Consider the following 26835-nt stretch of genomic DNA (forward strand, 5'->3'; position numbering starts at 1 on the left):
GGGCTTACCCTCGACCATGGAATCTCCCACAGATGCGTCCCGATCTGACAATCCCCCATCGCTGGACTACGCTGCGTTTTGTATCCTGTCCTCACACCTGTGACCCAAGGAATAGACACATGCGGAGCAGGTTGCCTGCCTTGTTGATGATTGTTTTCAGTGTGCTCTGGTCAACGCTGCTGTGGGCTGAAGACCCGGTGAAGCCGATTGAAAATTCCGCCGAACTGAAAGTGGCCAACCGCAGCATCATGGTGTTTCGCGCCACGCTTCTGGGTGAGGCACCGGCTTCGCGGGTGAAGCGGGCCAAAGCGGTGATCAGCGAATCTCTGGACGAGTCCGATGACCTGACGGTTTCCGTTGACCCGATCCAGAACAGTTACATGGTGCTGCTGGGCGCTCGACGTGCCTTCATCGTGTCGCCCAAGGACGTCGACGATGTCGAGTACGAATCTGTCCAGCAAGCGGCAGAAGACGCGGCCGCGAAGCTGCGCCTGGTGGTGTCCGAAACCGGGGAAGCGCGAAACCTGCACCTGATTCTGCGCTCGCTCGCCGCGGCCGCCATCGCCACGGGTATTTATGCCGTGTTGCTCTGGGGCGTGGCTTATCTGCGACGACGATTGCTCTTGCGGCTGCCCGAGTTGATGGACCGGCACACCCGCGCGCTGAAGGTCGGGCGAGTTCAGGTGCTGGAGGCCAACTATCTGTACCCGCTTGTCGTTCGTCTGTTATGGCTTCTGAGATGGCTGGTGTTGTTGCTGCTGACCTATGAGTGGCTGGGGTTTGTCCTGTCGCGATTCCCCTACACCCGGCCTTGGGGGGAAAGCCTCAATAATTACCTGTTCGAGGTCGCCAGCTATCTGTTTCAGGCGATCATTGGCGCCATACCGGGACTGGGTGTGGCGCTGGCGATTTTCTTCATCGCCCGTGGCGCGACGGCGTTCAGCCGCCGTGTGCTCAAGCGCATGGCGACGCCGGGCACCTTCAGCTGGCTGAACCAGGAAACCCTGCAACCGACCCAGCGCCTGACCTCGCTGGCGATCTGGCTGTTTGCCCTGGCGATGGCTTATCCGTACCTGCCGGGTGCAGGCACCGATGCCTTCAAAGGCTTGTCAGTGCTGATCGGCCTGATGATCTCGCTGGGCGCTACCAGCGTGGTGGGTCAGGCAGCGGCGGGGTTGATCCTGACCTACACACGAACCCTGCGTCCCGGTGAGTTCGTGCGCATTGGCGAATACGAAGGCACGGTGACCGAATTGGGCATGTTCACCACCAGCATCCGCACCGGTCTGGGAGAAGTGCTGACCTTGCCCAACTCGATGATCACCGGCACGGTCACCAAGAACTATTCCCGTACGGTGCAAGGCCCCGGCTACGTGGTGGATACGGTGGCGACCATCGGCTACGACACGCCGTGGCGGCAGGTGGAAGCCATGTTGCTGGAAGCCGCCAGGCGTGTTGGCGCCTACGCCGAATTGCCCCAGTTGCTGAGATTTCACTGACCCAGTCTGACTCCTCGCGAATCCTTGTCTGTGCTGGATTTTTGAAGGTTTGGACATGGGGCAGTCTTGCCTCGGCACGTGGGTCAATTCAGCGTCGGCGTGAACAATCAGAGCGTGAATCCAGCCGCTTGATCGTACGTAAATGCCGGATGTAGCTGACAAGGACAGTTCGCGCGTCCGTCTGCCGGTTTCGCAGGTAACGCCCGTAACTTTCAGTTTTCGACGTATTGAGCGCGTTTCACACAGCCTGGACTCATTGCGGAGGTTATGAGTTCCAAGCTCATCTGCGCATCGATGGCAATTGGTCCTATCATGCATTCATTGTGTGACTGCCCGATTGAATGTGGCTAAGTGGTTTGGATAGGACAAGGAGAGCGGAAGGTGTCAGGCAAGAGTCAATTGGGATGGGTGGACTTTTCGAGCGAAGACCGGGACCGCGTCAAACACGCTCTCAAGCAGCTGTCGGAGCCGGGGACGCTGGATGAGCTGGGCATAGGAGGGTTGCGCGATGGGTTTGCGGATCTGATGTTTCCAGGCTTTTCCACGCTGCAGACTCGAGCCAAGTATTTCGTCACTGTGCCGCGGATCATCCGCGATTATCTGCACTTGAGCCCGTCGCAGCAGCGTAAGCAGCCGGCTGCGGATTACTTGGAGGAACAGGAAGCACGGTTGTCAGAGGTGCTCAGAGAAAAGCATCAGGACGGAACCCAGACCGGCATTTCTGGATCTTCTTTGAGCAAAGGTGAGCGTGTCGCTCGACAGCCTTCGTCGATCTATTGGGTAGGCCTGAGGACCTGGAAGCTTGTCGATACTGGGGGCTCGCTCCGGCAATTTCTGCAGGCAATCGGATCGTCAGAAGCGTTTCATGGAAGCATCTATGGCGATGAAGGGGACGACAGTGATGCACACAACGTTGTCCGCAGTGTGTACCTAGATCGCTTTGTGCCTGATTGGCTGGACAAGGTCAAAATCACGCTGACGGCTTCGGAGGCACGTTTTTTAAGTGAAAAGTTCAAAGCCGGCCCCGCACTGAGCCTGCCTTGCCTACTGGAAATACAGGGGCTGCGCGAGCAGGCCCTCACCAAGACTGAGTTCCCAGCGCTGGCGGCTTGGGCCGCCGATCAGCCGTCGCTGCCTGGCCGGACCCGCGAATACGTGGCGATGGCGCAAGCGTTCAGTGAGCTGATCTACGGTGCTCACTTGCGATTCAACATAATCCTTGTCCGTAACGACTATCGCGAACATGACGCTCTGCTGGAGGACTTTGCCGAGCTATGGGATGCATGGCGCACGCAGACTCACGCGACGCCCGCCGACATCTTCCGCTGGCTTGAACAGACTCAAGTTACGCTGGCCAGTCACACGACTCTGTTTCTAACCCGATGGGCTGAAGGTTTAATCCAGGGGGCATCAGATGTCGAACTGGATAAGCTGGTGGAACATCAGGCGCGGGCAAACAAGAAAGAGCGGAGTGTGCTGAATAAACAGCTGCCCGAAGGGTTCGCTTGGCTAGGGATGGCCCGGCTGGATTATCGCTGGAGGCAGGTTCGAACCGTGCTGAAAGATATTCAGGAGGGCGTGGCATGCTGAATCCGCACGCTGATCGCCTGGACTATGGCGACAAACTCAAAGCCCCGGAAGGGTTCACGTTAAGCCATGCCATCGCGACGACCTACACCCTAGATCTTGAGACGCTCTTGTGTCTGCCGTTGGCGCTGTCGTTCAACTGCCCGCCGGAGGGTGATTTACAGACCGATAAGCTGGCGCTGCTGGAAGCGATCAGCCAGTTGAAGGGCAAGGTGAAGGTTTTCTTTCAGCAGGGCTGCATCAAACTTCCGCGCCACTTCAACCTGCTGTTTTCGTTGCTCGAACCGTTATTGGCGCCCCAGGTTCCCGGCGATGCGTTCAGCTCGTTCCACCCCAAGTTCTGGCTGTTGCGATTCACCAGTCCGACAAAGGCGGTGCGGTACCGGTTGTTGGTGCTGTCGCGGAATCTGACGTTCGACCGCAGTTGGGACCTTGCAGTCGCTCTGGAAGGGGAACCCACGAGCGCACGCAGTGAAGACAACGATGGACTTGTGGCACTGCTGAAGGCGCTGGCCGCCGGTGCGGAGGACCTGCGTGCCGGACTGGAGCTTTTTGTCAAGGAGCTGCCTCGGGTGGCCTGGGACAAGCCTGCCGGATTCAACGCGCTGAAGACCTTGCCTGAAAAGCCAGGGAAGTTGCCGCTGTCATTGGGTACCGCTGCCAGCACGGTAATGGTGATGTCACCGTTTCTCCATCACGAAGCGCTCGACCTGGTCAAGCAGGCTGGTGCGCGGCACTGGCTGTTCAGCCGCGCAGAAGAGCTCGACCGTATAGGTGAATGCCAGCTGCAGGATTGGGAGTGCTTCGCGCTCAATCCTTGCCTGATCGAGGGCGAGGATGAGCTCACCGCAGCCCGTCCCCAGAATCTGCATGCCAAGCTGGTGCTGCTGCAGGAGGGCGCCGTCAGTCATTGGCATATCGGTTCGGCGAATGTCACCAAGGCAGCCCTTGGCGCTGTGGGAGCGGCGCCGCGCAATACCGAGTTCATGCTGCGACTGTCGAGCAAAAGTGGCCAGCAGTCCGTCGACCAGCTCCGCACAGAACTGGTAGGACGTGAGCAAGAGCCGACAGGTATTTTCATCCCTCATCGTTTCAGCCCAGCGTCGATCACGGATGATCATCAGACGGAAGCATGGATGCGCAGACTCCAGCACAATCTGATCCAGGCAGACTGGTGTCTGCAGGCCCGTGCCGAGGCCAACGGGACTTACACCTGTGTCATTGAATGCCCGCCGCCACTCCTGGAGCAACATGGCGATTGGGTGATCGAGGTGCAGCCGCTGGTCAGAGGCAAGCCGCTGAGTCTGGCTTCTCATATGGTTTGGGAAGACCTGAATCTGACCCAGGTCAGTGCATTCGTTATTCTCAGAGTGATACCGGTGTCATCACCTCCCGTCGAACTGATGATCAAGGTCCGTCTTGAAATCGATGGTGGCGATACGCGAGAGCAGAAAATCACGACGACGCTGATTGATAGCCCGCACAAGCTGCTTGCTTATATTCAGATGCTGTTGCATCCAGGCCACGCGTATACGGCGGATACCGGCATTACGAGGGAGGGCGGTCCCGGGGCGGACGCTGATGCCGACTTCAGCCATATGTTCGGCGGGCCGCTGCACGAGGCTCTCTTGCGTTGTGCTGCCCGACAGCCTGAAAAGCTGCAGCGCATCGACGCCATTCTGGCCCGGCTCAGCGACACTGAACATCTGGTCCCTTCTGAGCTGTCCGTCTTATGGGCGCAGTACCAGCAGCTTGCATGGAAGAAGAAAGCATGACTCGATTTGTATCGGATCGCGACAACGTCGATCTAGCCCTGCAGATGACTTGGAGCAGGCTCAAGGATTTCCAGCGTGCGACAGTCGAGCGCATTGCCGAACAGTTCAAAGACCCGCAGCACAGCCGTCGGGTGCTGGTTGCCGACGAAGTCGGGTTAGGAAAGACCGTCGTCGCGAAAGGACTGATCGTGTCGATGCTGCGCGACTGGCATCGACGCGAACCGCTACGTGTCACCTATATCTGTTCCAACTTGAGTCTGGCCGCTGAGAACCTGGCCAAGCTTGCCGTGTTTCCAGCAGGCAGCGGCTGGATTCGACAGCCGTCTTACGCACGCCTCGCACAAGTCGCGGTGTGCCAGCCCGAGCAGCACGGTGCATTGCTGGAAATTTGCACCCTGACGCCAGCCACATCGTTTTCGCTGACCCAGGGAACAGGAAACCGGCAGGAGAGGGGCATTATCCTTGCGGCGTTGCTTCAGCACCCGCAGCTTCGAGGTTTTCGCCACAGTTTGACGGCGCTGTTCCAGGACCGAGTGCAATGTGCTGACAGCTGGCAGGCGGAGCGGGATCAGGTAGAACAGCAAGGACTGGTGAAGGAGATCGTTGCCAGCTTTCACGCAGCGATCATTTTCGTGTCGAACGACGCGACGCCCTCATTGCTGGAACGACTGCGCAGCACTGCCGGTCTGCGTGCGGAACGTCACCGTGGCGTCAAACGCGAGCTGATGCGCGATTTGCGCGTGACGTTCGCCCGATGCTGCGCTACGCACCTCCGGGCGGATCTGTTCATTCTCGACGAGTTTCAGCGCTTCGAAAGCCTGCTCGATCTGCAGGAAAACGAACAATCCCTGATCGCACGGGAGATATTCAGTCGCGAGCGCGAGAGCAATGTCTTGATGCTCTCGGCCACTCCGTTCAAAGCCATGAGCACCGTGGATGACGATGAGAACGATGACGGCCATCTGGAGAAACTCAAGCAGATCCTCGCGTTTTTGAATTTGTCGCCACTCGATGCTTACGAACCTGCACGCAAGAAACTGCAGGCTGCGCTGCTGTGTCTGCGACGCGACTGCATCGATGGCGAAGCGCTGGACGATGCGCCTCGCCGAGAAGTGGAGCGATTGCTTCGCCCACTGATTTGCCGCACGGAGCGAAGCCAGATCGCTCGGGATGTGGACAGCCTGGTCGACGGGATACCCCCGCAAGACTTGCCACAATTGCGCGCCGATGATATCCGCACTTATATCGAGCTGGACCGGCTGGCGCTCGTTCTGGAAGCTGACAGCTCACTGCGCGTCTCCAGGCAGATCATGAGTTTTTTCAAGTCGGCAGCCTGGCCGCTGTCGTTCAGTACCGGTTACAAAGTGCAAGAAGTGCTGCAACGCCGCTTCGAGCGATCTCCGGCGCTGTTCAAGCAGTTGACCGCGAACAAAAACCTCTGGTTATCACGCGAGCGGATCCGCAAGTTCACGCTGGATGTCGCCCGCGAGGCACCCAATCCGCAGGTTCGCTGGTTAGCCAGTCACTTGTTTGGAGACGGGCGTAAAGACGGTCCGGAAATGCTACTTTGGCTACCGCCTAGTTGGCCGCACTATCGACTCAGAGGCTTTTTTGCCGGTCACGAGCAACTCAGCAAGACGTTACTGTTTTCCTCCTGGACGATGGTGCCGAGGATGGTGGGCGGGCTGATGAGCTACGAGGCGGAACGGCGAGTCCAGCAGCATTTCACGGACAAATCGGAGTACTTCAACAAGCGCCGTGCCGGTGTCAGCGAAGACGACCAGAACCGTCATCTGCAACAACGTCGCGCGGTGATCAAACTCGACAGCGGGGACGTTGCCAACTGGTCGCTGATTTATCCTGCCCGCTGCCTGACTGACATTCCGATAGCGCGTACTTCAGTCCCACTGGAGAGCCGCCTTGACGAACTCATCCGGCACTTCACAAGGAGTCTAGCGTCATTGCGCGTCTGCAATCAGGGCGCTCAGAACAGCCACTACTGGTATCTGTTCGCCCCGATGCTGCTGGATCAGGCGCACGAGGGATGGACCGCCACATGGTTCGAAGCCATGTTGGACGTCGGCAATCTCTCCGACGGAGCGCGGTTGCGCGTTCGCGAAATATCCCGTCGTTTCAACCAACTGGATGAACTGGGCGCAATGCCTGAAGACCTTCCTCAGTACCTTGCCAGGCTGGCTGTGGGATCGCCGGCGGTGAGCGCCTACCGCGTGCTGCGGCAGCTGTATCCCGGTCCTTGCCTGATAGGAGCCGCCAGTCGGGTCGCTCTGGGATTTGTCAGTCTATTCAACAGCGTCACGGGCAGTGCGATCGCCCGGCGGCTCGACCCGCTGCATCCTTGGCGAGGCATCGTGAGGTACTGCGCCGATGGCGGCATTCAGGCGATGCTTGAGGAGTACTGTTACCTACTTGCACCCGACAAGTTGCTGGATGATGTGGTGACTACGCTCGAAAGCGTTCTTCGCACGACACCGTCGAATGTGAAAGTCTGGAAGGTTGACAGGGAAAAAGACGACACTCACCTGAGATGTCATTATGCCGTGCAACTGGGCGCTCAGAAAACCACGGATGAAGCGGGCCAGACACGAATCATCAATATACGTGAAAGCTTCAATTCGCCGTTTCGGCCGTTCGTTCTCGCATCAACTTCCATTGGTCAGGAAGGCCTGGATTTTCATTGGTACTGCAGCGAAGTCGTGCATTGGAATTTGCCGAATAACCCGATAGATCTGGAACAGCGGGAAGGGCGGGTCAATCGCTACCAGTCGCTGGTGGTCCGGCGTCGAGTGGTGCAAGCGGTGGCGGAGTACGACAGCGCGCCCGAAAACTGGAAGGCGTTGTTTACATCTGTCGAAAGCCCCACCTGGGGAACTGATCTGGTGCCCTATTGGCATTATCCCGAAGGTGACGCGAAGATCCGCCGCTTGATTCCGAGACTTGCCTTCAGCGAAGAAGCACGCCGCTATCCGAACATGCAAAAAGTCCTATCGCTTTACCGTCTAGCATTCGGTCAACCAGGGCAAAGCGAGCTGCTAGAGCACTTGAAGAACTTGAATCTGGATGACGAAGCGCTTGAGCACATAAAAAGTCAATTGTTGATCCGGTTAGCGCCTGTTCTGTACCGGAGGGAGCGGTCACGTACTTGATGCCTGGGCTTTGGCAGGAGGGACTGGGCGTGCCGCGAAACACTGACACAAACACTAGTTCCCTGCGCAGAACATCGACAAAAACAGCCCGACCGGAGGATTGTTGCTTCACGTAACGGCGGCGAAGTTCGCCGACCTCTTGGCGCTGTACCGGCTAGAGAATATTTTCGGTGGAGCCGGGCTGCCGATGGCACGCCCTACACTGGCACAGTGAGTTGGACAACGGTTCCACTTCTCACGGGGTCGTCATTCGCTGATGACGACGCAACACTAAAGACGCCAACTTAAGACGGCGGTAAATAACTATTCGCGGTATATGCAGGAAACGACAACATCGACTCGGTCGGTGTGTGCTCGTAGGTTGCGGACAAGACTTCACTGAGACGATCGCCCAACAGATTCCAGGCACGTTTCTTCTCTTCGGCATAGTCGTGATGCAGGTAGTGGCGTCTCACCCGCGAGCCGGCCAGCACATGGTTTTGGCAGCGGTCGATGACGTCCAGGCTGACCCCCAAAGCCTGCATCATGGTCGCGCCCGTGCGGCGCAGGTCATGTGGCGTCCAGTCGCCGTTCTGGCCGTCGGCAAGGACCAGGGTGTCGTCGTGACGCCGTCTGGAGAGAGCCTTGCGGTTTTTGAACCGGGCCTGGCGATCGCCGACCTGTTTGCTCACCACCTTTACGTCCACATGCCCATCATCCTGCTTGTTCGGAAAGCACCACAGGGAGTCTCCCGTCAGGGTCTTGAGTTCCTGAAAGAAATGCAAGGCGAAGGAGGAGAGGAAGACATGGTGGTCCTGTTTCTTGCCGCGGGTGCCTTTGACGTTTTCGCTGGGGAGGAACCAGGTTTGCTGGTCCAGATCGACATTTTTCCATTCGGCCTGCAGCAATTCACCAATTCGGCACAGCGTGCCCAGGCTAATCCAGAGCGCGAGCTGCGTTTCCTTCTTTAGCGGACGAATGCCGTCGTATTTTTGGCCCGCGGGGAGGGCGTCGTAATCGGCGGTCATTTGCTGGAAGCGGTTGTGCAGTTCCAACAGCTCCGCCGGGGAAAGGATACGGCTTCTTTCCGCCTCGTAGTCGGCGGGGATCAGAGGGGAAATGTCGACCAACTCAGTCGGATCGCCCTCGATCAATAAGGTCCGCCAGGGCTGACGCTTTCTAGCCCAGCTAAACATCTGGGTGAGGTCGGCGAAGAAACTGATGGCTTGCCGGTGAGCGCCGCGGTTGACCACGGCCCGGATTAGCGCCCGAACATCGTGTTCGGAAACATTGTTCACCGCTGTCCTACCGAGTGCTGGCAAAAGGTCCTTGTTAAAGCGCCGTTGCAACTCGGCATTGCCGTCTCTACGCGCGACGCCATCCAGCAGCCAGGCCTTGGCTAGATCCTGGACGGTCAGAGTTTGGACCTTCGTCGATTTTTCCTGATCGGCTTTTGCGTTCGTCGCGGCATGAGCCTGTGCCTTGGCGGTTTTCTTGTGCTCGTTGGGATTGATTTGCTCATCAATAAGCGCTCGAGCCTGGTTGCGGGCCTTGCGGATGTCCGTCAGGGATTTGCGCGGCCATGACCCGCAGGCGTACTCTTTGTTCTGGTCGCCCCACCGATAGCGATAGAAAAAGCTGACCGACACACCGTCCTTGCGGACTGAGATTCGACCGGCCAGATTGCCATCCTCCCGGAGGATTCGGCCGGCATCGTTGGGAGTCAGCGACTCGAGTTCTTTGATGGTGATTTTGGCCATGAAACGGACTCCCCCTACTTTTACCCCCACAAAAACGTCGGCTCTTGATGGACGTTACTGGACTCTCGTAGAGCAGAACACCGCTGGAGCTCAAGTAAATACTAGCTTAGAAAAATCCAGAGTAAAATTTTGGAAGCTTTCAAGAAGTATGAAAAAGGAGATGGGGTGCTAGGGGTCGAGTGTTCGAATCACTCCGTCCCGACCATATAATTCAAGGGGTTGCGAGATTTTATCTCGCGACCCCTTTTTATTTTTCTTCGTTTTTACCCCTACGAAACGACTGGCTCCTGGTGGAATCCTCACCGCTTTCGTGTGAGCAGACGTCCGTTGTTGTAACGCCTGGGTGATCTTCGGTTCACCTGTTTCTGATAAGCGTCAGACTGGCGTCCCATCCGTTGCCAACCCCGAAAACTCCTCCATTGCATCCAGCAACGCCTCGTTAAAGTAAGCCTTCGATGCCCGGTCACACAGGATGAACAAGCTCGGCTGTTGCAGGGTACTGGCGTTGATCACGATAACGTTGATGCGTGCCGCCGAAGTTTGTGCCACTGCTCCGGGGCCGAAGACTTGAGGGCTCAAGTCGACACCACAGAGTTTGGCCATGACGTCGCTGAGGTGTTCACCACCGAGCTGGAACCAGGCATGGCTGTCCTGGCGTGGCAGCAGGTAATTGGCCTTGTGATCCAGCTCCCAGCGGGCCTCTTCAGCGGCAATGCGTTCACCCTGATCCCGTGGGCTTCCCAGCAACAGGTACTCGGTCTGGGACAGGCGCGCCACGCAGCTGCTGTCCTCCTGGGTGATGGCGCGGTTGGGGGCGTCGGGCAGCACGAAGTGGCGGCTGAGCAAATACTGCGCGCTATGGGCGCCACGAAAACCGAGCCGAGGCAGATCGGTGAGGTCTGTCAGCGTACAGGCAGACAATAGGGCCAGGGACGGCTGGCCGAGGCTATGTTGTTCTATCAGACTGGTCATGGCTCAAAGCTCCTGGCGTTGATTGACGGGATCGAAGAAGGGCAACTGCACCACCTCGGCCTGGACCACGATGCCACCCTCTACGCGGATTGGAATGCGCTGCCCCGGGGTGCTTTGGTCGATGCCGGCGTAAGCCAGGCCGATGATCTGGCCGAGGGTGGCGGAGTATTCGCAGGAGGTGACGCTGCCGCTGATGTCCGGGCCGTTCAGCACCAGATGGCCTTCCAGCGGTTGCAGGCTGCCCTTGGGCAACGTGAAGCCCACGAGTTTGCGTTTTTGTGGCTGGGCTTCGAGGATATCCACCGAGCGCCGGCCGACGAAGAATGGCTTGTTGCGACTGATCGCCCAGCCCATGTCGATTTCCGCGGGATGGGTCATGCCATCGGTATCCTGGCTGATGATCACATGGCCTTTTTCCAGGCGCAGCAGACGCTGGGTTTCGACGCCGAAGGGGCGTATGTCGTGTGCTTTGCCAGCCGAGATCAGCGCGTCCCAAAGCTTGAGCCCGTGACGCGCGGGTACGTGGATTTCATAACCCAGTTCGCCGACAAAACCGACCCGCAGCATACGCGCCTTGATCCCGGCGACCGTACCCTGGCGCACGCCCAGATAAGGGAATGCTTCGGCGCTCAGATCCAGATCGGTGCAGACCTGTTCCAGCACCTTGCGCGAGTCGGGCCCGGCGACGTTGACCGCGCAGACAGCGGCGGTGACGTTGGCGACGTCCACGTCCAGGCGCCATTGTGCGTTCCACTTGAGCATTTGCTGATAGATGCGGTCGACGCCGCTGGTGGTGGCGGTGACGTAGAAATGGTTCTCGGCGAAACGAGCGCACACACCGTCATCGATCACTACCCCATGTTCATTGGTCATCAGCGCATAGCGAGAGCGGCCAACCGGCTGCTTGAGGAAGGCAAAGGTGTACATGCGGTTGAGCAGTTCGGCGGCGTCCGGGCCACGCACGTCGAGACCGCCCAGAGTCGACACATCGATGATCCCGACCTTGTTGCGCACGTGCAGTGCTTCGGCCTGCATACAGGCGTCGCGATCCTTGGCACTGCCATAGTAGGCCGGCCGCTGCCAGATCCCGGCGGGCATCATCTTCGCCCCGGCTTGTACATGCCGGGCGTGCATCGGTGTCTGGCGGTAAGGGTCGAAAGCCCTGCCGGCAACATGCGCCAGCTTTTCCGCCACAAACGGTGGGCGTGCCGTGGTGACCCCGGTTTCGCTGATGTTGCGCTGGGTAGCCCAGGCGACCAACCGTGCGGTTGGCAGCGCCGAGTGACGTCCCTGGGAAGGGCCCATGCCCACGGTGGAGTAACGCTTGACCAGTTGCACGTCGCGATAGCCGATCCGGGTGGCATTGACGATGTCCGCCACTTGCAGGTCCTCGTCGAAGTCGACGAAGTCCTTGCCCTTGGGGTGGGGGAAGATCGGCCAGTTGAAGTTGACCCGAACCTCGCTGCCCAATGGTGTGCGTTGTGCGCTGACTGCCAGCCCTAAAGCGAGCGCGGCATCAGCTCCGGCATTCATGCCATCAGCGATCACGTTGTCGAGGCGGTGACGACCATTGACCGAGCCTGCGACTGCAAGGTTTTGTGGCAGGCCACTGAGGGTGAATTCGGCGCGCTGATCGTCGTAGGCGAGTTTGCCGCCTGCCTGGCAGAGCAGTTGATAGACCGGCATGTAACCGGCGGACATGCACAGCAAGTCGCAATCCAGGCGTTGTCCGCTTTCTGCGACCTGACCCTGGGCGGTGATCTTGCGCACATCGACGCCGTTGATATGACGCATGCCTTTTTCGTGCAGCGCTTCATACACGGTGCGGTTGCGCTGGCAAGGGATCTTGCGCCGAGCCAGTGCTTGTAGCAGGGACTCATCGCCAGGACCATGACGCAAGTCCACCACTGCGACAACTTCCACGCCCTGGTCGTGCAGATCCAAAGCGGCGAGGTAACCGTCATCATTACCCGTGAGCACCACCGCGCGTTTGCCCGGCTTGACCGCATACAACTTCATCAAGCGTTGCGCCGCGCTGGTCAGCATCACGCCCGGCAAATCGTTGTTGCGAAACACCACCGGTTGGTCGAAAGCGCCACTGCACACCAGGCATTGGCGGGCACGCACCTTGTACATGCGCTTGCCCTGGATGACCGGCAGGTAGTTGTCGGTGAACCAGGCATTGCAGGTCGCCTCGGTCAGGATCCGGATATTGGCGTGTTGCTCCACCGCAGACAGCAGCTCGCGGCGCAGGGCTTCGGCTCTTTTGCCTTCGATATCGAAACGGGCATAAGTCAACGAACCACCGAGAATCGGTTGTTGTTCAATGAGCAACACCTTCGCCCCGGCATTGGCCGCTGTCAGCGCCGCATGCAGCCCGGCGGGCCCGGCACCGATCACGGCAACGTCAGTGAACAGGTAAGCCTTGTCGTAATACTCGGGCTGGAACTTCAGGTCGAGTACACCGAGGCCGGCCTTCTTGCGAATGATCGGTTCCCAGACTTTCCACATGCCCTTGGGTTTGTAGAAGGAACGGTAGTAAAAGCCCACCGGCATGAATTTGGAGAACTTGCCCAGGTAGGCATCGCGATCGTTGTCCAGCGAACCGTTGACGTTCTGCGCCGTGACCTGCAGACCGGCCGACAGCGTATGAGTATCGGCCAGCACATTGGGCTCCTGGGGCAGTTGCACCAGGCTGTTGGCGTCCTGTCCGGCCATGGTCAACGGGCCGCGCGGGCGGTGGTATTTGAACGAGCGCGAGATCAGGAAGCGTCCATTGGCCAACAGGGCACTGGCGATGCTGTCACCTTGCAAGCCTTGATAGCGATGACCGTCGAAACTGAAATCCAGCGGCTGATCATGGTCGATCAACAAGCCCATTGGGGCGGGTAGGCGATTCATCCTGCGATCTCCTGGGCGGCGCTGAAGTCGACGCGGGCGGTGAAGAGTTCTTTGGGGTCGAAGGTGCGAAGAATTTCATCGCTCACGGTGTGACGCTCCGCGAGAAACCAGTAGCTCGACGGCGTATGCATCCACCATTCGCGTACCACGCCAGCGAGGTTGTCGGTGTTGAACACGTAGTCGGCCCATTCGGCATCGCTGCAGCGAACGGGATCGGGCATTGGCTTGAACTCGCCGCCATAAGTGAATTCGCTGATGTTGCGTGGCCCGTTGAGCGGGCAATTGATGATTTTCATGGTCCGCTCTCCGTCAGTGGCTGGCCGCCGTAGCGCCCATTTCGTTGACTTGCTGGAAGGTCGAAAAGCGCTCGAGGCCGAAAGGTTTGATCAGATCCGGCACCTTGCCGCCGCTGGCCACCAACTCGGCCATGGTCTTGCCGCATATCGGTGTAGCCTTGAAACCCCAGGTGCCCCAACCGGCGTCGAGGTAGTAATTTTTCACCGGCGAAAGCCCCATGATCGGGCTGTAATCCGGGGTCATGTCGGTGATCCCGGCCCATTGGCGCATCAGTTTGGCGTTGGCCAGGAACGGGAACATTTCGATGGCGTGGGCCAGCAGGCTTTCCTTCAGATCGAGCGTGGAACGGGTGTTGAACAGCGGATAAGGATCGGAACCGCCGCCGAACACCACCTCACCACGGATGGTCTGCTGCACGTAGCAATGCAGCGCCGAGGAGCTCACCAGCGGATCGAGAAAAGGTTTGAATGGTTGCGTGACCATGGCTTGCAGCGGGAAGGTCTGGATCGGCGAACGAATCCCGGCCTTGGCCATCAGCAGCGAACTGTGCCCGGCGATTGCCTGCACGGCGCAGCCGCACTTGATGGTGCCACGATTGGTCTTGACCGCCGTGATCGCGCCGTTCTCGATGATCAGGTCCTGAACTTCGGTGAGTTGATGGATTTCCACGCCGCGTTTGGCCGCTTGCTTGGCGTAGCCCCAGGCGACGGCGTCGTGGCGCGCGGTGGCGCCGTCGATGTGCCAGAGGCCCGCGATGACCGGCAGGTGACCGGGGTCGAGGTTGAGGCTGGGCACCAGTTCGCGAATCTGCTGGCGGTCGATCATTTCGGTACGACCACCGAAGTGCTTGTTGACCTCAGCCCGCTGACGGAACGAACGCACGGTGGCATCGGTGTGGGCCAGGGTCAGTTGGCCACGCTCGGAGTACATGATGTTGAAATCGAATTCGTTGGACAGCCCCTGGAACATCCGCACCGACTCGGCATAGAAACGCACGCCTTCGCTGGTCAGGTAGTTGGAGCGGATCACCGCCGTGTTACGTGCGGTATTGCCACCGCCCAGATAGGACTTCTCCAATACCGCGATATTGGTAATACCGTGGTACTTGGCCAGGTAATAAGCGGTAGCCAGACCGTGGCCGCCGGCACCGATGATCACCACGTCATAGCTCGGTTTGAGTTCCCGGGGCGGCGGTAGATCGACTTCCACCGGGTACTCCGAACTCAGCCCGTACTTCAATAGATTGAACGGCATAGGGCCTCCGATTGGCTGCGTTGAGCCTGATGTTGCACCAGGGCTGCGGTCACGGTGTTTTTCATCAAAAAGGCAATGGTCATCGGGCCGACGCCACCGGGAACCGGGGTGATCGCCGCGACGTGGGGCAGGGCGCTGTCGAAATCGACGTCGCCCACCAGACGGCTGCGGCCCTGGTCGTCGATGCGGTTGATGCCGACATCAATCACCACCGCACCGGGCTTCAGCCAGCTGGCGTCGATCAGTTTCGGCCGTCCTACGGCGGCGATGACGATGTCGGCCTGACGACACAAGGCCTGCGGGTCCGGGCTGCGCGAATGCAGCACGGTCACTGAGCAATCAGCCTTGAGCAGCAGGGCGGCCATGGGTTTGCCGACGATGTTCGAGCGGCCGATCACCACCGCGTGTTTACCGCGCAGATCGCCGCAGGTTTGTTCCAACAGGTACAGGCAACCGCTGGGCGTGCAGGGGGCCAGCACCGTGCGGCCCTGGCTGAGGCCACCGACGTTTTCACTGTGAAAACCATCGACGTCCTTGACCGGGGCGATGGCCTCCAGGGCGCGCAATTCGTCGATGTGAGCCGGCAACGGCAATTGCAGCAGAATGCCGTTGATCGAAGGGTCGGCATTCAGCGTGCCAATCAGGTTCAGCAGTTGTTCGGTACTGGTGTCGCTGGACAGTCGATGCTCCACGGAGCGAATGCCCACCTCTTCGGCGCGCAGGATCTTGTTGCGCACGTAAACCTGGCTGGCCGGGTCGCTGCCCACCAGAATCACCGCCAGGGCCGGTTGAATGTCTTGCTCGCGCAGATCGTCCACGTCCTTGCGAACCTGGATCAGCACACGCGCGGCGGCGGCTTTGCCGTCAATCAGTCTGGGCGTGTTCATCGAAAGATCACCGTTCTGTCCTGGTTGAGGAAAACCCGGTGCTCCAGGTGGTACTTGACTGCCTTGGACAGGGCCACGGTTTCGGTGTCACGGCCGGTGGCGACCAGGTCGTCCGGCAGATAGACGTGATCGACGCGCTGCACTTCCTGTTCAATGATTGGCCCTTCGTCGAGGTCGCTGGTGACGTAGTGCGCCGTAGCGCCGATCAGTTTCACCCCGCGTTGGTAGGCTTGGTGATAAGGCTTGGCACCTTTGAACCCAGGCAGGAACGAGTGATGGATGTTGATCGCGCGGCCCGAGAGTTGCTTGCACAGGTCATCGGAGAGGATCTGCATGTAGCGCGCCAACACCACCAGTTCGGTGCCAGTGTCGTCGACGATTTTCATCAGTTCGGCTTCCTGCCGGGCCTTGGTGTCTTTCGTCACCGGCAGATAGATGAAGCGGATGCCCTCGCGCTCGGCCATGGGGCGCAGGTCCAGGTGGTTGGAAACGATGGCGGTGATGGTCATGTCCATCTCGCCCTTGTGGTAGCGGTAGAGCAGGTCGGTCAGGCAGTGGTCGAACTTGCTGACCATCAGCAGTACGCGCATCGGTTCGCGGGTGTCGTGCAGTTCCCAGGTCATGTCGAATGCGTTGGCGACGTCGCTGAAACCTTCCTTGATCTGCTGGATATCACCCAGGTGGCCGTCGTTGAAACGGAACACCGCGCGCATGAAAAACCGGCCGCTGAAGTCGTCGTCGAATTGCGCCATCTCCCCGATGTAGCAACTGTTGTCCGCCAGGTAAGTGGTGACCGCAGCGACGATGCCGGACACCGCGGGACAGGTGATCTTGATGATGAAATGGTTTTTTTCGTGTTGCATGACACGTCCTCGGGAAGATGGCGGCAGCTCATCGCATAGCGAAAAAAACATCGACAACAGCAATCTCGTCCATGAGTGCATTTTCTTATGGGGAATAATATATTCCTGAAGTTGGCTTTATAGGGGAATGCCCGCGCCGCGTCCAGGATTTTTGTGAAAGTTTTTTAACTGGCAGGAAAACGCCTGAGGCCGACATAGGTCGGCCTCAGGGTTGGAATCGAACGGGGGCGTGGGGCGGGGATTATTCTTTGTCGTTGCCGTAATTCATGATCGACAGCAGGCGGATCGGCACTTGCACCAGTTGTTCCGGGCCATGGGGGATTTCCCCTTCGAAAGTCAGGCTGTCACCGGCTTCCATGCGGTACAGCTGATTGCCGTGGCGATAAATCAACTCGCCTTCGAGCAGGTGGAGAAACTCGGTGCCCGGATGGGAGAAGGTTGGAAACTCTTCGCTGGCGTCATCCATGCTCACCATGTAGGCCTCGAAACTCTTCTTCGGCCCGCGCGTGTGATTGAGCAGATGGTAGGTATGGCCTTTCTCGGTTCCGCGACGGACCACTTCCATGCCTTGATCGGCCTTGACCAACTGCGCGCTGCCATCTTGCTGATCGTACTCACTGAACAACTTCGATAAGGGTAGGCCGAGCACGTCGCACAAGCGGCTCAGGGTATCGAGGCTGGTGGAGACCTGGGCGTTTTCAATTTTGCTCAACATGCCCTGGCTGATGTCGGCAATTTTCGCCACATCGGACAATTTCAGGTCCTGCGCCTGGCGCTGGCGTTTGATTTGCAAACCCAGGTATTGCTCGAGCTTGAGGCGCGGGGCGGTTTCGGTCGGCATAGTCTTCAGATCCTGCACACTTTCTGTTCAGTAATATTAGTTTCGCACTGAGAAAGTGCAAATCACGGCGTTCCTCTCCAGCCCATTGGGCGGTATTCCCACTGGGAAAAGAATATTCCCATATATACAGCACAAAAGCGCTGGTTACGGCACTTCAGCTTTTCATTCGCGATTCTGGCAAGGGCCTTGCATTCCTATTGGGAAACTAACTTTCTTTTCAGGAATATCAAAAGAAAGTGACGGCCTATCCACAATGATTTGCCATTTTTCGCCAGGAGTGACGAGCAATGTTGCCAGCAGAAACCCAGCGCATCATCGACAAGCACGGGATCAAGTATGTGCTTGCGCAGTTTGTTGATATCCATGGTTCGGCCAAGACCAAATCGGTGCCGATCTGTGGACTCAAGGCCGTGGCCGAGGACGGTGCGGGTTTTGCCGGGTTCGCCATCAGCGGCATGGGCATGGAACCCCACGGTCCGGACTTCATGGCCCGTGGCGATTTGTCCACGCTGATGCCTGTGCCCTGGCAACCGGGTTATGGCCGGATCGTGTGCATCGGTCATGTCGACGGCAAGCCGCATCCTTATGACAGCCGTTACGTGCTGCAGCAGCAGGTTCGTCGCCTGGAAGACAAGGGCTGGACGCTCAACACCGGCCTGGAGCCCGAGTTCAACCTGATGCGCCGCGACGAGCAGGGCAAACTGCAGCTGGTCGATGCCAGCGACAACCTGGACAAGCCTTGCTACGACTACAAAGGCCTGTCGCGCTCCCGGGTGTTCCTCGAACGCCTGACCGAAGCGTTGCAGGCGGTGGACTTCGAGGTCTATCAAATCGACCACGAAGACGCCAACGGCCAGTTCGAGATCAATTACACCTACAGCGACGCCATGACCTCGGCGGATCGATTCACGTTCTTTCGCATGGCCGCCGGCGAGATCGCCAATGACCTGGGCATGATCTGCTCGTTCATGCCCAAGCCTGACCCGAAACGCGCCGGCAACGGCATGCACTTTCACCTGTCGATCAGCAGCTTTGATAACAAGAACCTGTTCCACGACGCCAGCGACCCAAGCGGCATGGGGCTGTCCAAAATGGCCTATCACTTCGCTGCCGGCCTGCTTGCCCATGGCCCGGCGCTCTGCGCCTTCGCCGCACCGACGGTCAACTCCTACAAGCGTCTGGTGGTGGGCAACTCGTTGTCCGGCGCGACCTGGGCGCCAGCCTTTATTGCCTTCGGCGCCAACAACCGCTCGGCGATGGTGCGGGTGCCTTATGGCCGCCTGGAGTTCCGCCTGCCGGACGCCGGTTGCAATCCCTATCTGGTCAGCGCGGCGATCATCGCGGCGGGCCTCGACGGTATCGACCGTCAGCTGGAAATCGACCACGTCTGCAACGAAAACCTCTACAGCCTGAGCCTGGAGCAGATTGCCGCGCGCGGCATCAAGACCCTGCCGCAATCGCTCAAGGAAGCCTGCGACGCGCTGGAAGCCGACCCGCTGTTCGCCGAGGTCATGGGTCCGCAGATCGTTGGCGAGTTCATCAAGCTCAAGCGCATGGAGTGGGTGGAGTACAGCCGCCATGTTTCCGACTGGGAAGTGCAGCGCTACACCGAATTTTTCTAGGCGCCACCGGCGCGCTCAAACGAACCATCTTGCAGCTTGGAACTTGCGGCTGCCGAACGTAGTGAGGACTGTTGTCATGTGTGGAATCGTAGGTCTTTACCTGAAAAATCCGCAGCTGGAATCCCGGCTCGGTCAGCTCTTCGAACCGATGCTACAGGCCATGACCGATCGTGGCCCGGACAGTGCCGGCTTCGCCATTTATGGTGATGAAGTGGCTGATGGCTGGGTCAAGCTGACCTTGCAGGCGACCACCGAAGCCTTCGACTGGAAAACCCTGATGGGCGAACTGGAAGGCCGTCTAGGCTGTTCGCTGGACTGGTTTCAGAACGCCAGCGCTGCCGTATTGAAGATCCATGCTGAAGAAGCGCCAGTCCGCCTGGCCCTCGCCGAGCTGGCCCCGAGCATCCGCATCATGAGCGCCGGGCAGAGCATCGAAATCCTCAAGGGCATGGGCTTGCCCCAGGAAATTTCCCAACGCTTCGGCCTGGCCAGCATGAAGGGCAGCCACATCATCGGCCACACCCGCATGGCCACCGAAAGCGCGGTGACCATGGAAGGCAGCCACCCGTTTTCCACTGGCGCCGACCTGTGCCTGGTGCACAACGGTTCGTTGTCCAATCACTTTCGTCTGCGCCAGGAACTCAAGCGCGAAGGCATCCATTTCGAAACCGACAACGACACGGAAGTGGCCGCCGGCTACCTGACCTGGCGCCTGCAACAAGGCGACTCGCTGAAAGAGGCGCTGGATCATTCGCTGGAGGACCTGGACGGCTTCTTCACTTTCGCCATTGGCACCCGCAACGGTTTCGCGGTGATCCGCGACCCGATTGCCTGCAAACCGGCGATTCTCGCCGAGACCGACGATTACGTTGCCATGGCCTCCGAATATCAGGCGCTGTCGAGCCTGCCAGGTATCGAACACGCCAGGATCTGGGAGCCGGCACCGGCCACCCTGTACATCTGGGAACGCGAGTCAGCTTAAGGAGCGCACACATGAAAACCATCGATCTTTCCACCGCCACCGTGCGTGACCTTAATCAAGCGCTGCATGACCAGGCCAACAACGTTGAAGACCGCGAGTGGGTGGTGACTCATTCCAACGGCAAGCACAACCTCGCGGTTGGGGTGAACCAGGCCGTGTCCATCGATATCCAGGGGCACGCCGGCTACTACTGCGCGGGCATGAACCAGAAAGCGTGCATCACCGTGCATGGCAATGCCGGTGTCGGCGTCGCGGAAAACATGATGTCGGGCATGGTGCGGATCAAGGGCAGCGCATCCCAGGCCGCAGGCGCCACCGCTCATGGCGGGTTATTGGTGATCGAAGGCGATGCCGGTGCCCGTTGTGGAATTTCCATGAAAGGCATCGACATCGTGGTCGGCGGCAGCATCGGCCACATGAGCTGCTTCATGGGCCAGGCCGGACGCCTGGTGGTGTGTGGCGATGCCGGCGATGCCCTGGGTGATTCGCTGTACGAAACCCACATCTATGTGCGGGGCACCGTCGCGTCCCTGGGCTCGGACTGCGTCGAAAAAGAGATGCGCGCCGAACACCTGGAAGAACTGCAAGTGCTGCTCAACCGCGCCGGTTTCGAGCACAAGGCGGCTGACTTCAAGCGTTACGGGTCGGCCCGTCAGTTGTACAACTTCAAAGTCGATAACGCCTCCGCGTACTGATCCAGGAGCAAGAATATGAGCGATTCCACTAATCCAAAAGCCCCTCCAGTCCTGCGCGAATCGGCCACCTTCGACCGCCTGACCATCCAGGAAATTCAGCGTGCTGCGGAAACCGGCATCTATGACATCCGCGGTGGTGGCACCAAACGCAAGGTACCGCACTTCGACGACTTGCTGCTGCTTGGCGCCAGCGTCTCGCGCTACCCGCTCGAAGGCTATCGGGAGAAGTGCGGCACCGACGTGATCCTCGGCAACCGCTTCGCCAAGAAGCCGATCCACCTGAAGATTCCGGTGACCATCGCCGGCATGAGCTTCGGTGCGTTGTCGGCCAATGCCAAGGAAGCGTTGGGCCGAGGTGCGACCATCGCCGGTACCAGCACCACGACCGGTGACGGCGGCATGACCCCGGAGGAGCGCGGGCAGTCGCAGCATCTGGTCTATCAGTACCTGCCGTCGCGCTATGGCATGAACCCGGACGATCTGCGCAAGGCCGACGCCATTGAAATCGTCCTGGGGCAGGGTGCCAAGCCCGGTGGCGGCGGCATGTTGCTGGGCATGAAAGTCACCGAGCGGGTGGCCGGCATGCGCACCTTGCCGATCGGCGTCGACCAGCGCAGTGCCTGCCGTCACCCGGACTGGACCGGCCCGGATGACCTGGCGATCAAGATTGCCGAGATCCGCGAGATCACCGATTGGGAAAAGCCGATCTACGTAAAGATCGGGGCGAGCCGGCCTTACTACGACGTCAAACTGGCGGTGAAGGCCGGGGCCGATGTGATTGTGCTCGACGGCATGCAAGGCGGCACCGCGGCGACCCAGGAAGTGTTTATCGAACACGTGGGCATTCCGATTTTGCCTGCGATCCCGCAAGCGGTACAGGCTTTGCAAGAGATGGGCATGCATCGGAAGGTTCAGTTGATCGTTTCGGGGGGGATTCGCAACGGTGCCGACGTGGCCAAGGCCATGGCGTTGGGCGCCGATGCCGTGGCGATCGGCACGGCGGCGTTGATTGCGCTGGGCGACAACCACCCGCGACTGGATGAAGAACTGCAGAAGATTGGTTCGGCGGCAGGTTTTTACGACGACTGGCAGAACGGCCGCGACCCGGCCGGTATCACCACTCAGGACCCGGAACTGTCCAAGCGTCTGGACCCGGTGGAAGGTGGTCGCCGTCTGGCCAACTACCTGCGCGTACTGGTGCTGGAGGCACAGACCATGGCACGGGCCTGCGGCAAGTCACACCTGCACAATCTGGATCCTGAAGACCTGGTGGCGCTGACCGTAGAATCGGCGGCCATGGCCCGGGTACCGCTGGCGGGGACCAGCTGGATTCCGGGTTCGGGTGGTTATTGAAATCGGTGAGATAACCTGTGGCGAGGGGGCTTGCCCCCGTCGGACCGCGCAGCGGTCCTGAACCCGGCTAACGCGGTCCTTCAGATGGACTCAATCTGCCAGTTTACGACCGCTGCGCGGTCGAACGGGGCGATGCGGCGTTCCGACAAGCCCCCTCGCCACAGATCAAGGCGCCCGAAAAGAGGCGCACGAATCAGCAATTGCTCACTGCCAGACACTTTCCATTCTTTTGCAGGAGCTTTGAACATGGTCAATCGTCTTCTCGGCAAATCCCTTCTCGGCTTACTGGCGGCCGGCGCGCTCGTGCCGCTGGCGCAGGCAGCCGATGCACCAACCTTGAACACCGGCAGCACCGCCTGGATGGTGACGGCGGCGGTGCTGGTGTTGTTCATGTGTCTGCCGGGTCTCGCGTTGTTTTATGGCGGTCTGGTGCGGGCGAAAAACATGTTGTCGCTGTTCACCCAATGCTTCGGTATCGCCGGTCTGGTGGGCGTTTTGTGGGTGATCTACGGTTACAGCATGGTGGTCGACACCACCGGTATGGTTGAAGGGGAGGTGACCTTCAACAGTTTTGTCGGCGGGCTGAGTCGGGCCTTTCTCGCCGGAATGACCCCGGAAAGCCTGGTCGGCGAGATACCGGAAGGGGTGTTTGTAACCTTCCAGATGACCTTCGCGATCATCACGCCGGCGCTGATTGCCGGTGCGTTCGCCGAGCGCATGAAATTTTCCGCGGCACTGCTGTTCATGGCCCTGTGGTTCACCCTGGTTTATGCCCCGGTGGCGCATATGGTCTGGGGCGGTGCGGGGGCGTTGATGCATAACTGGGGCGTTCTCGATTTTGCTGGCGGTACAGCGGTGCACATCAATGCCGGTGTGGCCGCGCTGGCCGCCTGCCTGATCCTCGGCAAGCGCAAGGGCTACGAAAATACGCCGATGCCGGCGCACAACCTGAGCCTGACCATGGCCGGCGCGGCCATGCTTTGGGTCGGCTGGTTCGGTTTCAACATCGGTTCCGGCGGCGGCCTCAGCGGCACCTCCGGTATCGTCATGCTTAACACCCAACTGGGCGCCTGCGCCGGGATTCTCGGCTGGATGTTCACCGAGTGGCTCAAGGTCGGCAAGCCGAGTGCGCTGGGTCTGGCCAGTGGTGCCCTGGCGGGTCTGGTGGGCATTACCCCGGCGTGTGCCTATGTGGGTGTGGGTGGCGCCCTGGCTATCGGTTTGCTGTGCGGGGTGTTCTGCTACTTGAGCGTTACCGTGCTCAAACGGCGTTTCGGTTACGACGACAGCCTCGATGTGTTCGGCTTGCACGGTATCGGCGGGATGATCGGCGCGGTATTGACCGGCGTCTTTTGCGTACCGTCCCTGGGCGGGCTGGTAGAAGGGGTGACCATGGGTGGCCAGGTGTTGGCCCAAATCAAGGGTGTGCTGTTGACGACGGTGTACTGCTTTGCCATCAGTTGGATCATTCTCAAAGTGGTCAATGCCCTGGTCGGCTTGCGCGCCGATGAATCGGTAGAGGAAATGGGCCTGGATCTGGCCGAGCACAACGAACGTGCGTACAACCACTGATCGTTACTGTTGAACATTTGTAGGAGCGAGCTTGCTCCGGGCGGCGATCCGACGATGGTCGTTAACGATGACGCGTGCTTCCTGGCTAAACGCGGCGTTCTTGAGTCCATCGTCGGATCGCCGCCCGGAGCAAGCTCGCTCCTACAGTAGATTTTGGCGAGTCTGGGCAGCACGCTGTAGCTGGCTGGCGATCAGGGTGTTCTTCAGCAGATAGGCAATGGTCATCGGCCCGACACCACCGGGTACCGGCGTGATCGCGCTGGCCACGGTGCGTGCACTCTCGTAATCGACATCGCCGACCAAGCGGTTGCCCGATTCGCTGGCAATGCGATTGATGCCGACGTCGATCACCACCGCCCCGGGTTTGAGCCAGCTGGCATCAATCAGCTGGGGGCGACCTACCGCAGCGACGACGATGTCCGCCAGCCTGCACAATGCTGGAGCATCGACGCTGCGCGAGTGCACCACGCTGACTGAGCAGTCGGCCTGCAACAGCAGTGTCGCCATCGGTTTGCCGACAATGTTCGAACGGCCGATGACGACCGCGTGCAAGCCACTCAGGTCACCGCAGGTTTCGTGTAGCAGACGCATGCAGCCGCTGGGGGTGCAGGGCGTCAGGACCTCGATGCCCTGGACCAGTCCACCGACGTTTTCCCGATGAAAGCCATCCACGTCCTTGATCGGATCTATCGCATGAATCACCGCCGCCTCGTCGATATGGGTCGGCAATGGCAATTGCACCAGGATGCCGTTCACCGTGACGTCGGCGTTCAGTTGCGCAATCAGTTCCAGCACATCGTGCTGGCTGGCGTTTTCTGCCAGACGGTACTCCAGGGAACGGATGCCGACCTCTTTGGCCCGCAGCAGTTTGTTGCGCACATAGACCTCGCTGGCCGGGTCTTCACCGACGAGCAGCACGGCCAGGGCAGGGTAGATCTGTTGTCGCGCCAGGACCTGAACCTCTTCTCGAACCTCCTCGAGAACCTGGGCAGCGATAGCTTTGCCGTCGATATCGCGGGCAAGTGCGGGGGTGGTGCGGATCAAAAGAGTCACCGTTATCTTGATTGTATGGGATTGATGCGATCATCGAGGCGCCGTTGCACCCCGATGATTCATCACAGATCTGAGGGCAAGGACGCTCAGGCTACCAGTTGATGGCAGCCGTATACCACCAGCACGCCCGCGATCAGCGTGGCATAGGGCAACCAGCCGGCGCGTTTCAGGCCGGCATCGGCTTGAACGTACAGGTCGTCGAGCATCGCTTGCGGGAAGCGTCCCTTGTCCTGCACATAGTGGCGGAAGCAGAACACCGGCAGGATCAGTAACGCCAGCAGTAGGCCCGTCACCAGCGTCCCCGCGCCCCAGATATCGGCGCCCAGGCCCATGCAGGCCAGGTTGACGAAACTCAACACGCCACCGGCTGCCAACAGTACGGTGGGAGCTTTGTACGGGCGTACCCAGTCAGGGCGATCCAGGCGATGGATCCAGCCGGCGTTGAGGTTGAGGAAGTTGAAGATGATGTAGCTGACGTTGGACGCGGCCAGCACGAACACATAATCGGACATCAGCAACAGCAGCAGATTGAATGACAGATCTGTCCACATTGCCGCGGTGGGGGCGCCGTGTTCATTGGTGCGCCCCAGGTATTTTGGCAGCCAGCCGTCCACCGATGCCTGATACAGGGTGCGCGAGGAACCGGACATCGAGGTCATGATCGCCAGCAAGGTGGCCAGGACCAGCATGATCAGCACGATATTGGCGACCACCTTGCCGCCGCCAATGCTGTCCGCCATGACCTGGCCAACGCCCATGCCGCTGTAGATCGCTGGCGCTAACAGACCGCTGTAGACCGCAGGGGTGATGACTGCACCGCTGGCATCGAGCACGGCCGGTGTGACTAACTGACCAAGACCGAGACTGCCTTGAAACGCCAGGGGCACCAGGGTGAACACCACAATGCACAGCAGGCCGGCATAGAAGATCGCCTTGAAGGTGTCGCGCTTGGGGTCTTTGAATTCCCGCGTGTAGCAGACCGCCGTTTCGAAGCCGTAGGTGGACCATGCGGCCATGAACAGGCCGCCGGCCATCAGCGACCAGCCGGACAGGTCCCATGGCCCGTCGATCACTTGCCCGGCCGCATCATGTGCGAGGGGGTACAGCGGCAGGAAATTGGCCTGGGCCGCGTCCCCGGTAAACAGAGGCACAACGCCCACCAGCAGCAATGGAATCAGCGACGTCACACCGAGCACCAGGGTCAGCCGTGCCGAGCGCAGGATGCCACCATGTTGCACGGCAAAGACCGTGAGCAGGATCAACAGACCGATGGCGAATGTCGCGTTGATCCGTAGCGACAGGCCACTCTTGATCCAGCCCAGATCGACCAGGGTCAGTTGCCAGGTGTTGATCAGCGCATCGGCGGGAAACAGGGCGGTGAGGATATAACCGGCCGCCAGCCCTGAGCCAATGGACAGCACCGGTGACCAGGCCAGCCAGTTGCACCACACCGAGACCGGTGCGATCAGCTTGCTGTAACGCACCCAGGCCACCGCGCCGTAGACCGAGGCACCGCCGGACTTGTGCGGGAACAGCCCGGCAATTTCGGCATAGGTGAAGGCCTGGATAAACCCGAACAGGATCGACACGATCCAGACGATCCAGGCCGGTTTGCCAACCGTTGCGGCAATCGCGCCGATAGAAAACAGCACCAGGGCGGGCACGCCACTGGCGACCCAGAACGCCCCGCGCCAATCGATCTTGCGGTGCAGGCTGCCCACTGAGCTGGCGGCCTGCGGTACGGTCTCGAACGTAGTCGCTTCCATCTTCGTATTCCCA

General features: G+C 59.6%; 19 protein-coding genes. 9 read left to right on the forward strand and 10 right to left on the reverse strand.

Going from position 1 to position 26835, the window contains the following annotated elements; genetic code table 11:
• Positions 1-119: 119 nt before the first annotated feature.
• From AC3ITY_RS10420 to AC3ITY_RS10435, 4 genes are all read left to right on the forward strand, one after another.
• Positions 120-1499, forward strand: coding sequence for a mechanosensitive ion channel family protein (locus tag AC3ITY_RS10420; RefSeq protein WP_489308832.1), 1380 nt, complete (start codon positions 120-122; stop codon positions 1497-1499).
• 381 nt (positions 1500-1880) lie between these two features.
• Positions 1881-3089, forward strand: coding sequence for a DUF6361 family protein (locus tag AC3ITY_RS10425; protein ID WP_489308834.1), 1209 nt, complete (start codon positions 1881-1883; stop codon positions 3087-3089).
• Complete coding sequence (locus AC3ITY_RS10430; RefSeq protein ID WP_489308836.1) at positions 3083-4861, forward strand: phospholipase D family protein; 1779 nt, start codon at positions 3083-3085, stop codon at positions 4859-4861. Before AC3ITY_RS10425 ends, AC3ITY_RS10430 begins: the two co-directional genes overlap by 7 nt.
• Positions 4843-8025: a helicase-related protein gene (locus AC3ITY_RS10435; protein WP_489308838.1), complete on the forward strand. Its 3183-nt coding sequence runs from the start codon at positions 4843-4845 to the stop codon at positions 8023-8025. Before AC3ITY_RS10430 ends, AC3ITY_RS10435 begins: the two co-directional genes overlap by 19 nt.
• A gap of 284 nt (positions 8026-8309) precedes the next feature.
• On the opposite strand, the gene AC3ITY_RS10440 is transcribed toward AC3ITY_RS10435, so the two are convergent.
• The 8 genes from AC3ITY_RS10440 to AC3ITY_RS10475 all read right to left on the reverse strand — a co-directional run bounded on the left by AC3ITY_RS10440 (position 8310) and on the right by AC3ITY_RS10475 (position 17779).
• The gene (locus AC3ITY_RS10440) at positions 8310-9764 is read right to left on the reverse strand and encodes a tyrosine-type recombinase/integrase (protein ID WP_489308840.1); all 1455 of its coding nucleotides are present in this window, start codon (positions 9762-9764) and stop codon (positions 8310-8312) included.
• Positions 9765-10139: 375 nt separating this feature from the next.
• Entirely contained in the window at positions 10140-10736 is a 597-nt protein-coding gene (locus tag AC3ITY_RS10445; RefSeq protein WP_489308843.1) for a sarcosine oxidase subunit gamma, read from the reverse strand.
• Between the two features lie 3 nt (positions 10737-10739).
• Positions 10740-13637, reverse strand: coding sequence for an FAD-dependent oxidoreductase (locus tag AC3ITY_RS10450; RefSeq protein WP_489308845.1), 2898 nt, complete (start codon positions 13635-13637; stop codon positions 10740-10742).
• Positions 13634-13933, reverse strand: a complete 300-nt coding sequence (locus AC3ITY_RS10455; RefSeq protein ID WP_160386915.1) for a sarcosine oxidase subunit delta — start codon at positions 13931-13933, stop codon at positions 13634-13636. The genes AC3ITY_RS10450 and AC3ITY_RS10455 overlap by 4 nt, the downstream gene beginning before the upstream one ends.
• A 13-nt stretch (positions 13934-13946) precedes the next feature.
• Positions 13947-15188 (reverse strand): FAD-dependent oxidoreductase, encoded by a 1242-nt coding sequence (locus tag AC3ITY_RS10460; protein WP_489308848.1) that lies wholly within the window; start codon positions 15186-15188, stop codon positions 13947-13949.
• Positions 15170-16075 (reverse strand): bifunctional methylenetetrahydrofolate dehydrogenase/methenyltetrahydrofolate cyclohydrolase FolD, encoded by a 906-nt coding sequence (gene folD / locus AC3ITY_RS10465; RefSeq protein ID WP_489308850.1) that lies wholly within the window; start codon positions 16073-16075, stop codon positions 15170-15172. The genes AC3ITY_RS10460 and folD (AC3ITY_RS10465) overlap by 19 nt, the downstream gene beginning before the upstream one ends.
• Entirely contained in the window at positions 16072-16938 is an 867-nt protein-coding gene (purU, locus tag AC3ITY_RS10470) for a formyltetrahydrofolate deformylase (RefSeq protein WP_489308852.1), read from the reverse strand. Before purU ends, folD (AC3ITY_RS10465) begins: the two co-directional genes overlap by 4 nt.
• 241 nt (positions 16939-17179) lie before the next feature.
• Positions 17180-17779, reverse strand: coding sequence for a helix-turn-helix domain-containing protein (locus tag AC3ITY_RS10475; RefSeq protein ID WP_008003699.1), 600 nt, complete (start codon positions 17777-17779; stop codon positions 17180-17182).
• A 287-nt stretch (positions 17780-18066) separates the two neighbouring features.
• On the opposite strand from AC3ITY_RS10475, the gene glnT reads away from it, so the two are divergent.
• The 5 genes from glnT (at position 18067) to AC3ITY_RS10500 (ending at position 24003) form a co-directional block, all read left to right on the forward strand.
• Positions 18067-19401 (forward strand): type III glutamate--ammonia ligase, encoded by a 1335-nt coding sequence (gene glnT, locus AC3ITY_RS10480; protein WP_489308854.1) that lies wholly within the window; start codon positions 18067-18069, stop codon positions 19399-19401.
• Between the two features lie 76 nt (positions 19402-19477).
• The gene (locus AC3ITY_RS10485) at positions 19478-20383 is read left to right on the forward strand and encodes a class II glutamine amidotransferase (RefSeq protein ID WP_489308856.1); all 906 of its coding nucleotides are present in this window, start codon (positions 19478-19480) and stop codon (positions 20381-20383) included.
• 11 nt (positions 20384-20394) lie between these two features.
• Positions 20395-21078 carry a protein glxC gene (locus AC3ITY_RS10490; protein WP_489308858.1) on the forward strand — a complete coding sequence of 228 codons (684 nt, stop codon included), beginning with the start codon at positions 20395-20397 and terminating at the stop codon, positions 21076-21078.
• Between the two features lie 15 nt (positions 21079-21093).
• Positions 21094-22431, forward strand: coding sequence for an FMN-binding glutamate synthase family protein (locus tag AC3ITY_RS10495; RefSeq protein WP_489308860.1), 1338 nt, complete (start codon positions 21094-21096; stop codon positions 22429-22431).
• A gap of 246 nt (positions 22432-22677) precedes the next feature.
• On the forward strand, positions 22678-24003 hold the full coding sequence (locus AC3ITY_RS10500; RefSeq protein WP_160386923.1) for an ammonium transporter: 1326 nt from the start codon (positions 22678-22680) through the stop codon (positions 24001-24003).
• A gap of 141 nt (positions 24004-24144) precedes the next feature.
• On the opposite strand, the gene folD (AC3ITY_RS10505) is transcribed toward AC3ITY_RS10500, so the two are convergent.
• A complete protein-coding gene (gene folD, locus AC3ITY_RS10505; RefSeq protein WP_489310832.1) occupies positions 24145-25047 on the reverse strand; it encodes a bifunctional methylenetetrahydrofolate dehydrogenase/methenyltetrahydrofolate cyclohydrolase FolD in 903 nt (300 codons plus the stop codon).
• A 95-nt stretch (positions 25048-25142) separates the two neighbouring features.
• A complete protein-coding gene (locus AC3ITY_RS10510; protein WP_489308863.1) occupies positions 25143-26822 on the reverse strand; it encodes an APC family permease in 1680 nt (559 codons plus the stop codon).
• Positions 26823-26835: the final 13 nt, after the last annotated feature.

Source organism: Pseudomonas sp. GL_091, from assembly GCF_057837725.1.

Coding starts and splice junctions, on each gene's coding strand:
- AC3ITY_RS10500 (WP_160386923.1), top strand. CDS start 22,678: ATGGTCAATCGTCTTCTCGGCAAATCCCTTCTCGGCTTACTGGCGGCC.
- AC3ITY_RS10445 (WP_489308843.1), bottom strand. CDS start 10,736: ATGACCAGTCTGATAGAACAACATAGCCTCGGCCAGCCGTCCCTGGCC.
- glnT (WP_489308854.1), top strand. CDS start 18,067: ATGTTGCCAGCAGAAACCCAGCGCATCATCGACAAGCACGGGATCAAG.
- AC3ITY_RS10450 (WP_489308845.1), bottom strand. CDS start 13,637: ATGAATCGCCTACCCGCCCCAATGGGCTTGTTGATCGACCATGATCAG.
- AC3ITY_RS10490 (WP_489308858.1), top strand. CDS start 20,395: ATGAAAACCATCGATCTTTCCACCGCCACCGTGCGTGACCTTAATCAA.
- AC3ITY_RS10460 (WP_489308848.1), bottom strand. CDS start 15,188: ATGCCGTTCAATCTATTGAAGTACGGGCTGAGTTCGGAGTACCCGGTG.
- AC3ITY_RS10420 (WP_489308832.1), top strand. CDS start 120: ATGCGGAGCAGGTTGCCTGCCTTGTTGATGATTGTTTTCAGTGTGCTC.
- AC3ITY_RS10455 (WP_160386915.1), bottom strand. CDS start 13,933: ATGAAAATCATCAATTGCCCGCTCAACGGGCCACGCAACATCAGCGAA.
- AC3ITY_RS10485 (WP_489308856.1), top strand. CDS start 19,478: ATGTGTGGAATCGTAGGTCTTTACCTGAAAAATCCGCAGCTGGAATCC.
- AC3ITY_RS10510 (WP_489308863.1), bottom strand. CDS start 26,822: ATGGAAGCGACTACGTTCGAGACCGTACCGCAGGCCGCCAGCTCAGTG.
- AC3ITY_RS10435 (WP_489308838.1), top strand. CDS start 4,843: ATGGAAGAAGAAAGCATGACTCGATTTGTATCGGATCGCGACAACGTC.
- AC3ITY_RS10440 (WP_489308840.1), bottom strand. CDS start 9,764: ATGGCCAAAATCACCATCAAAGAACTCGAGTCGCTGACTCCCAACGAT.
- AC3ITY_RS10430 (WP_489308836.1), top strand. CDS start 3,083: ATGCTGAATCCGCACGCTGATCGCCTGGACTATGGCGACAAACTCAAA.
- folD (WP_489308850.1), bottom strand. CDS start 16,075: ATGAACACGCCCAGACTGATTGACGGCAAAGCCGCCGCCGCGCGTGTG.
- AC3ITY_RS10475 (WP_008003699.1), bottom strand. CDS start 17,779: ATGCCGACCGAAACCGCCCCGCGCCTCAAGCTCGAGCAATACCTGGGT.
- purU (WP_489308852.1), bottom strand. CDS start 16,938: ATGCAACACGAAAAAAACCATTTCATCATCAAGATCACCTGTCCCGCG.
- AC3ITY_RS10495 (WP_489308860.1), top strand. CDS start 21,094: ATGAGCGATTCCACTAATCCAAAAGCCCCTCCAGTCCTGCGCGAATCG.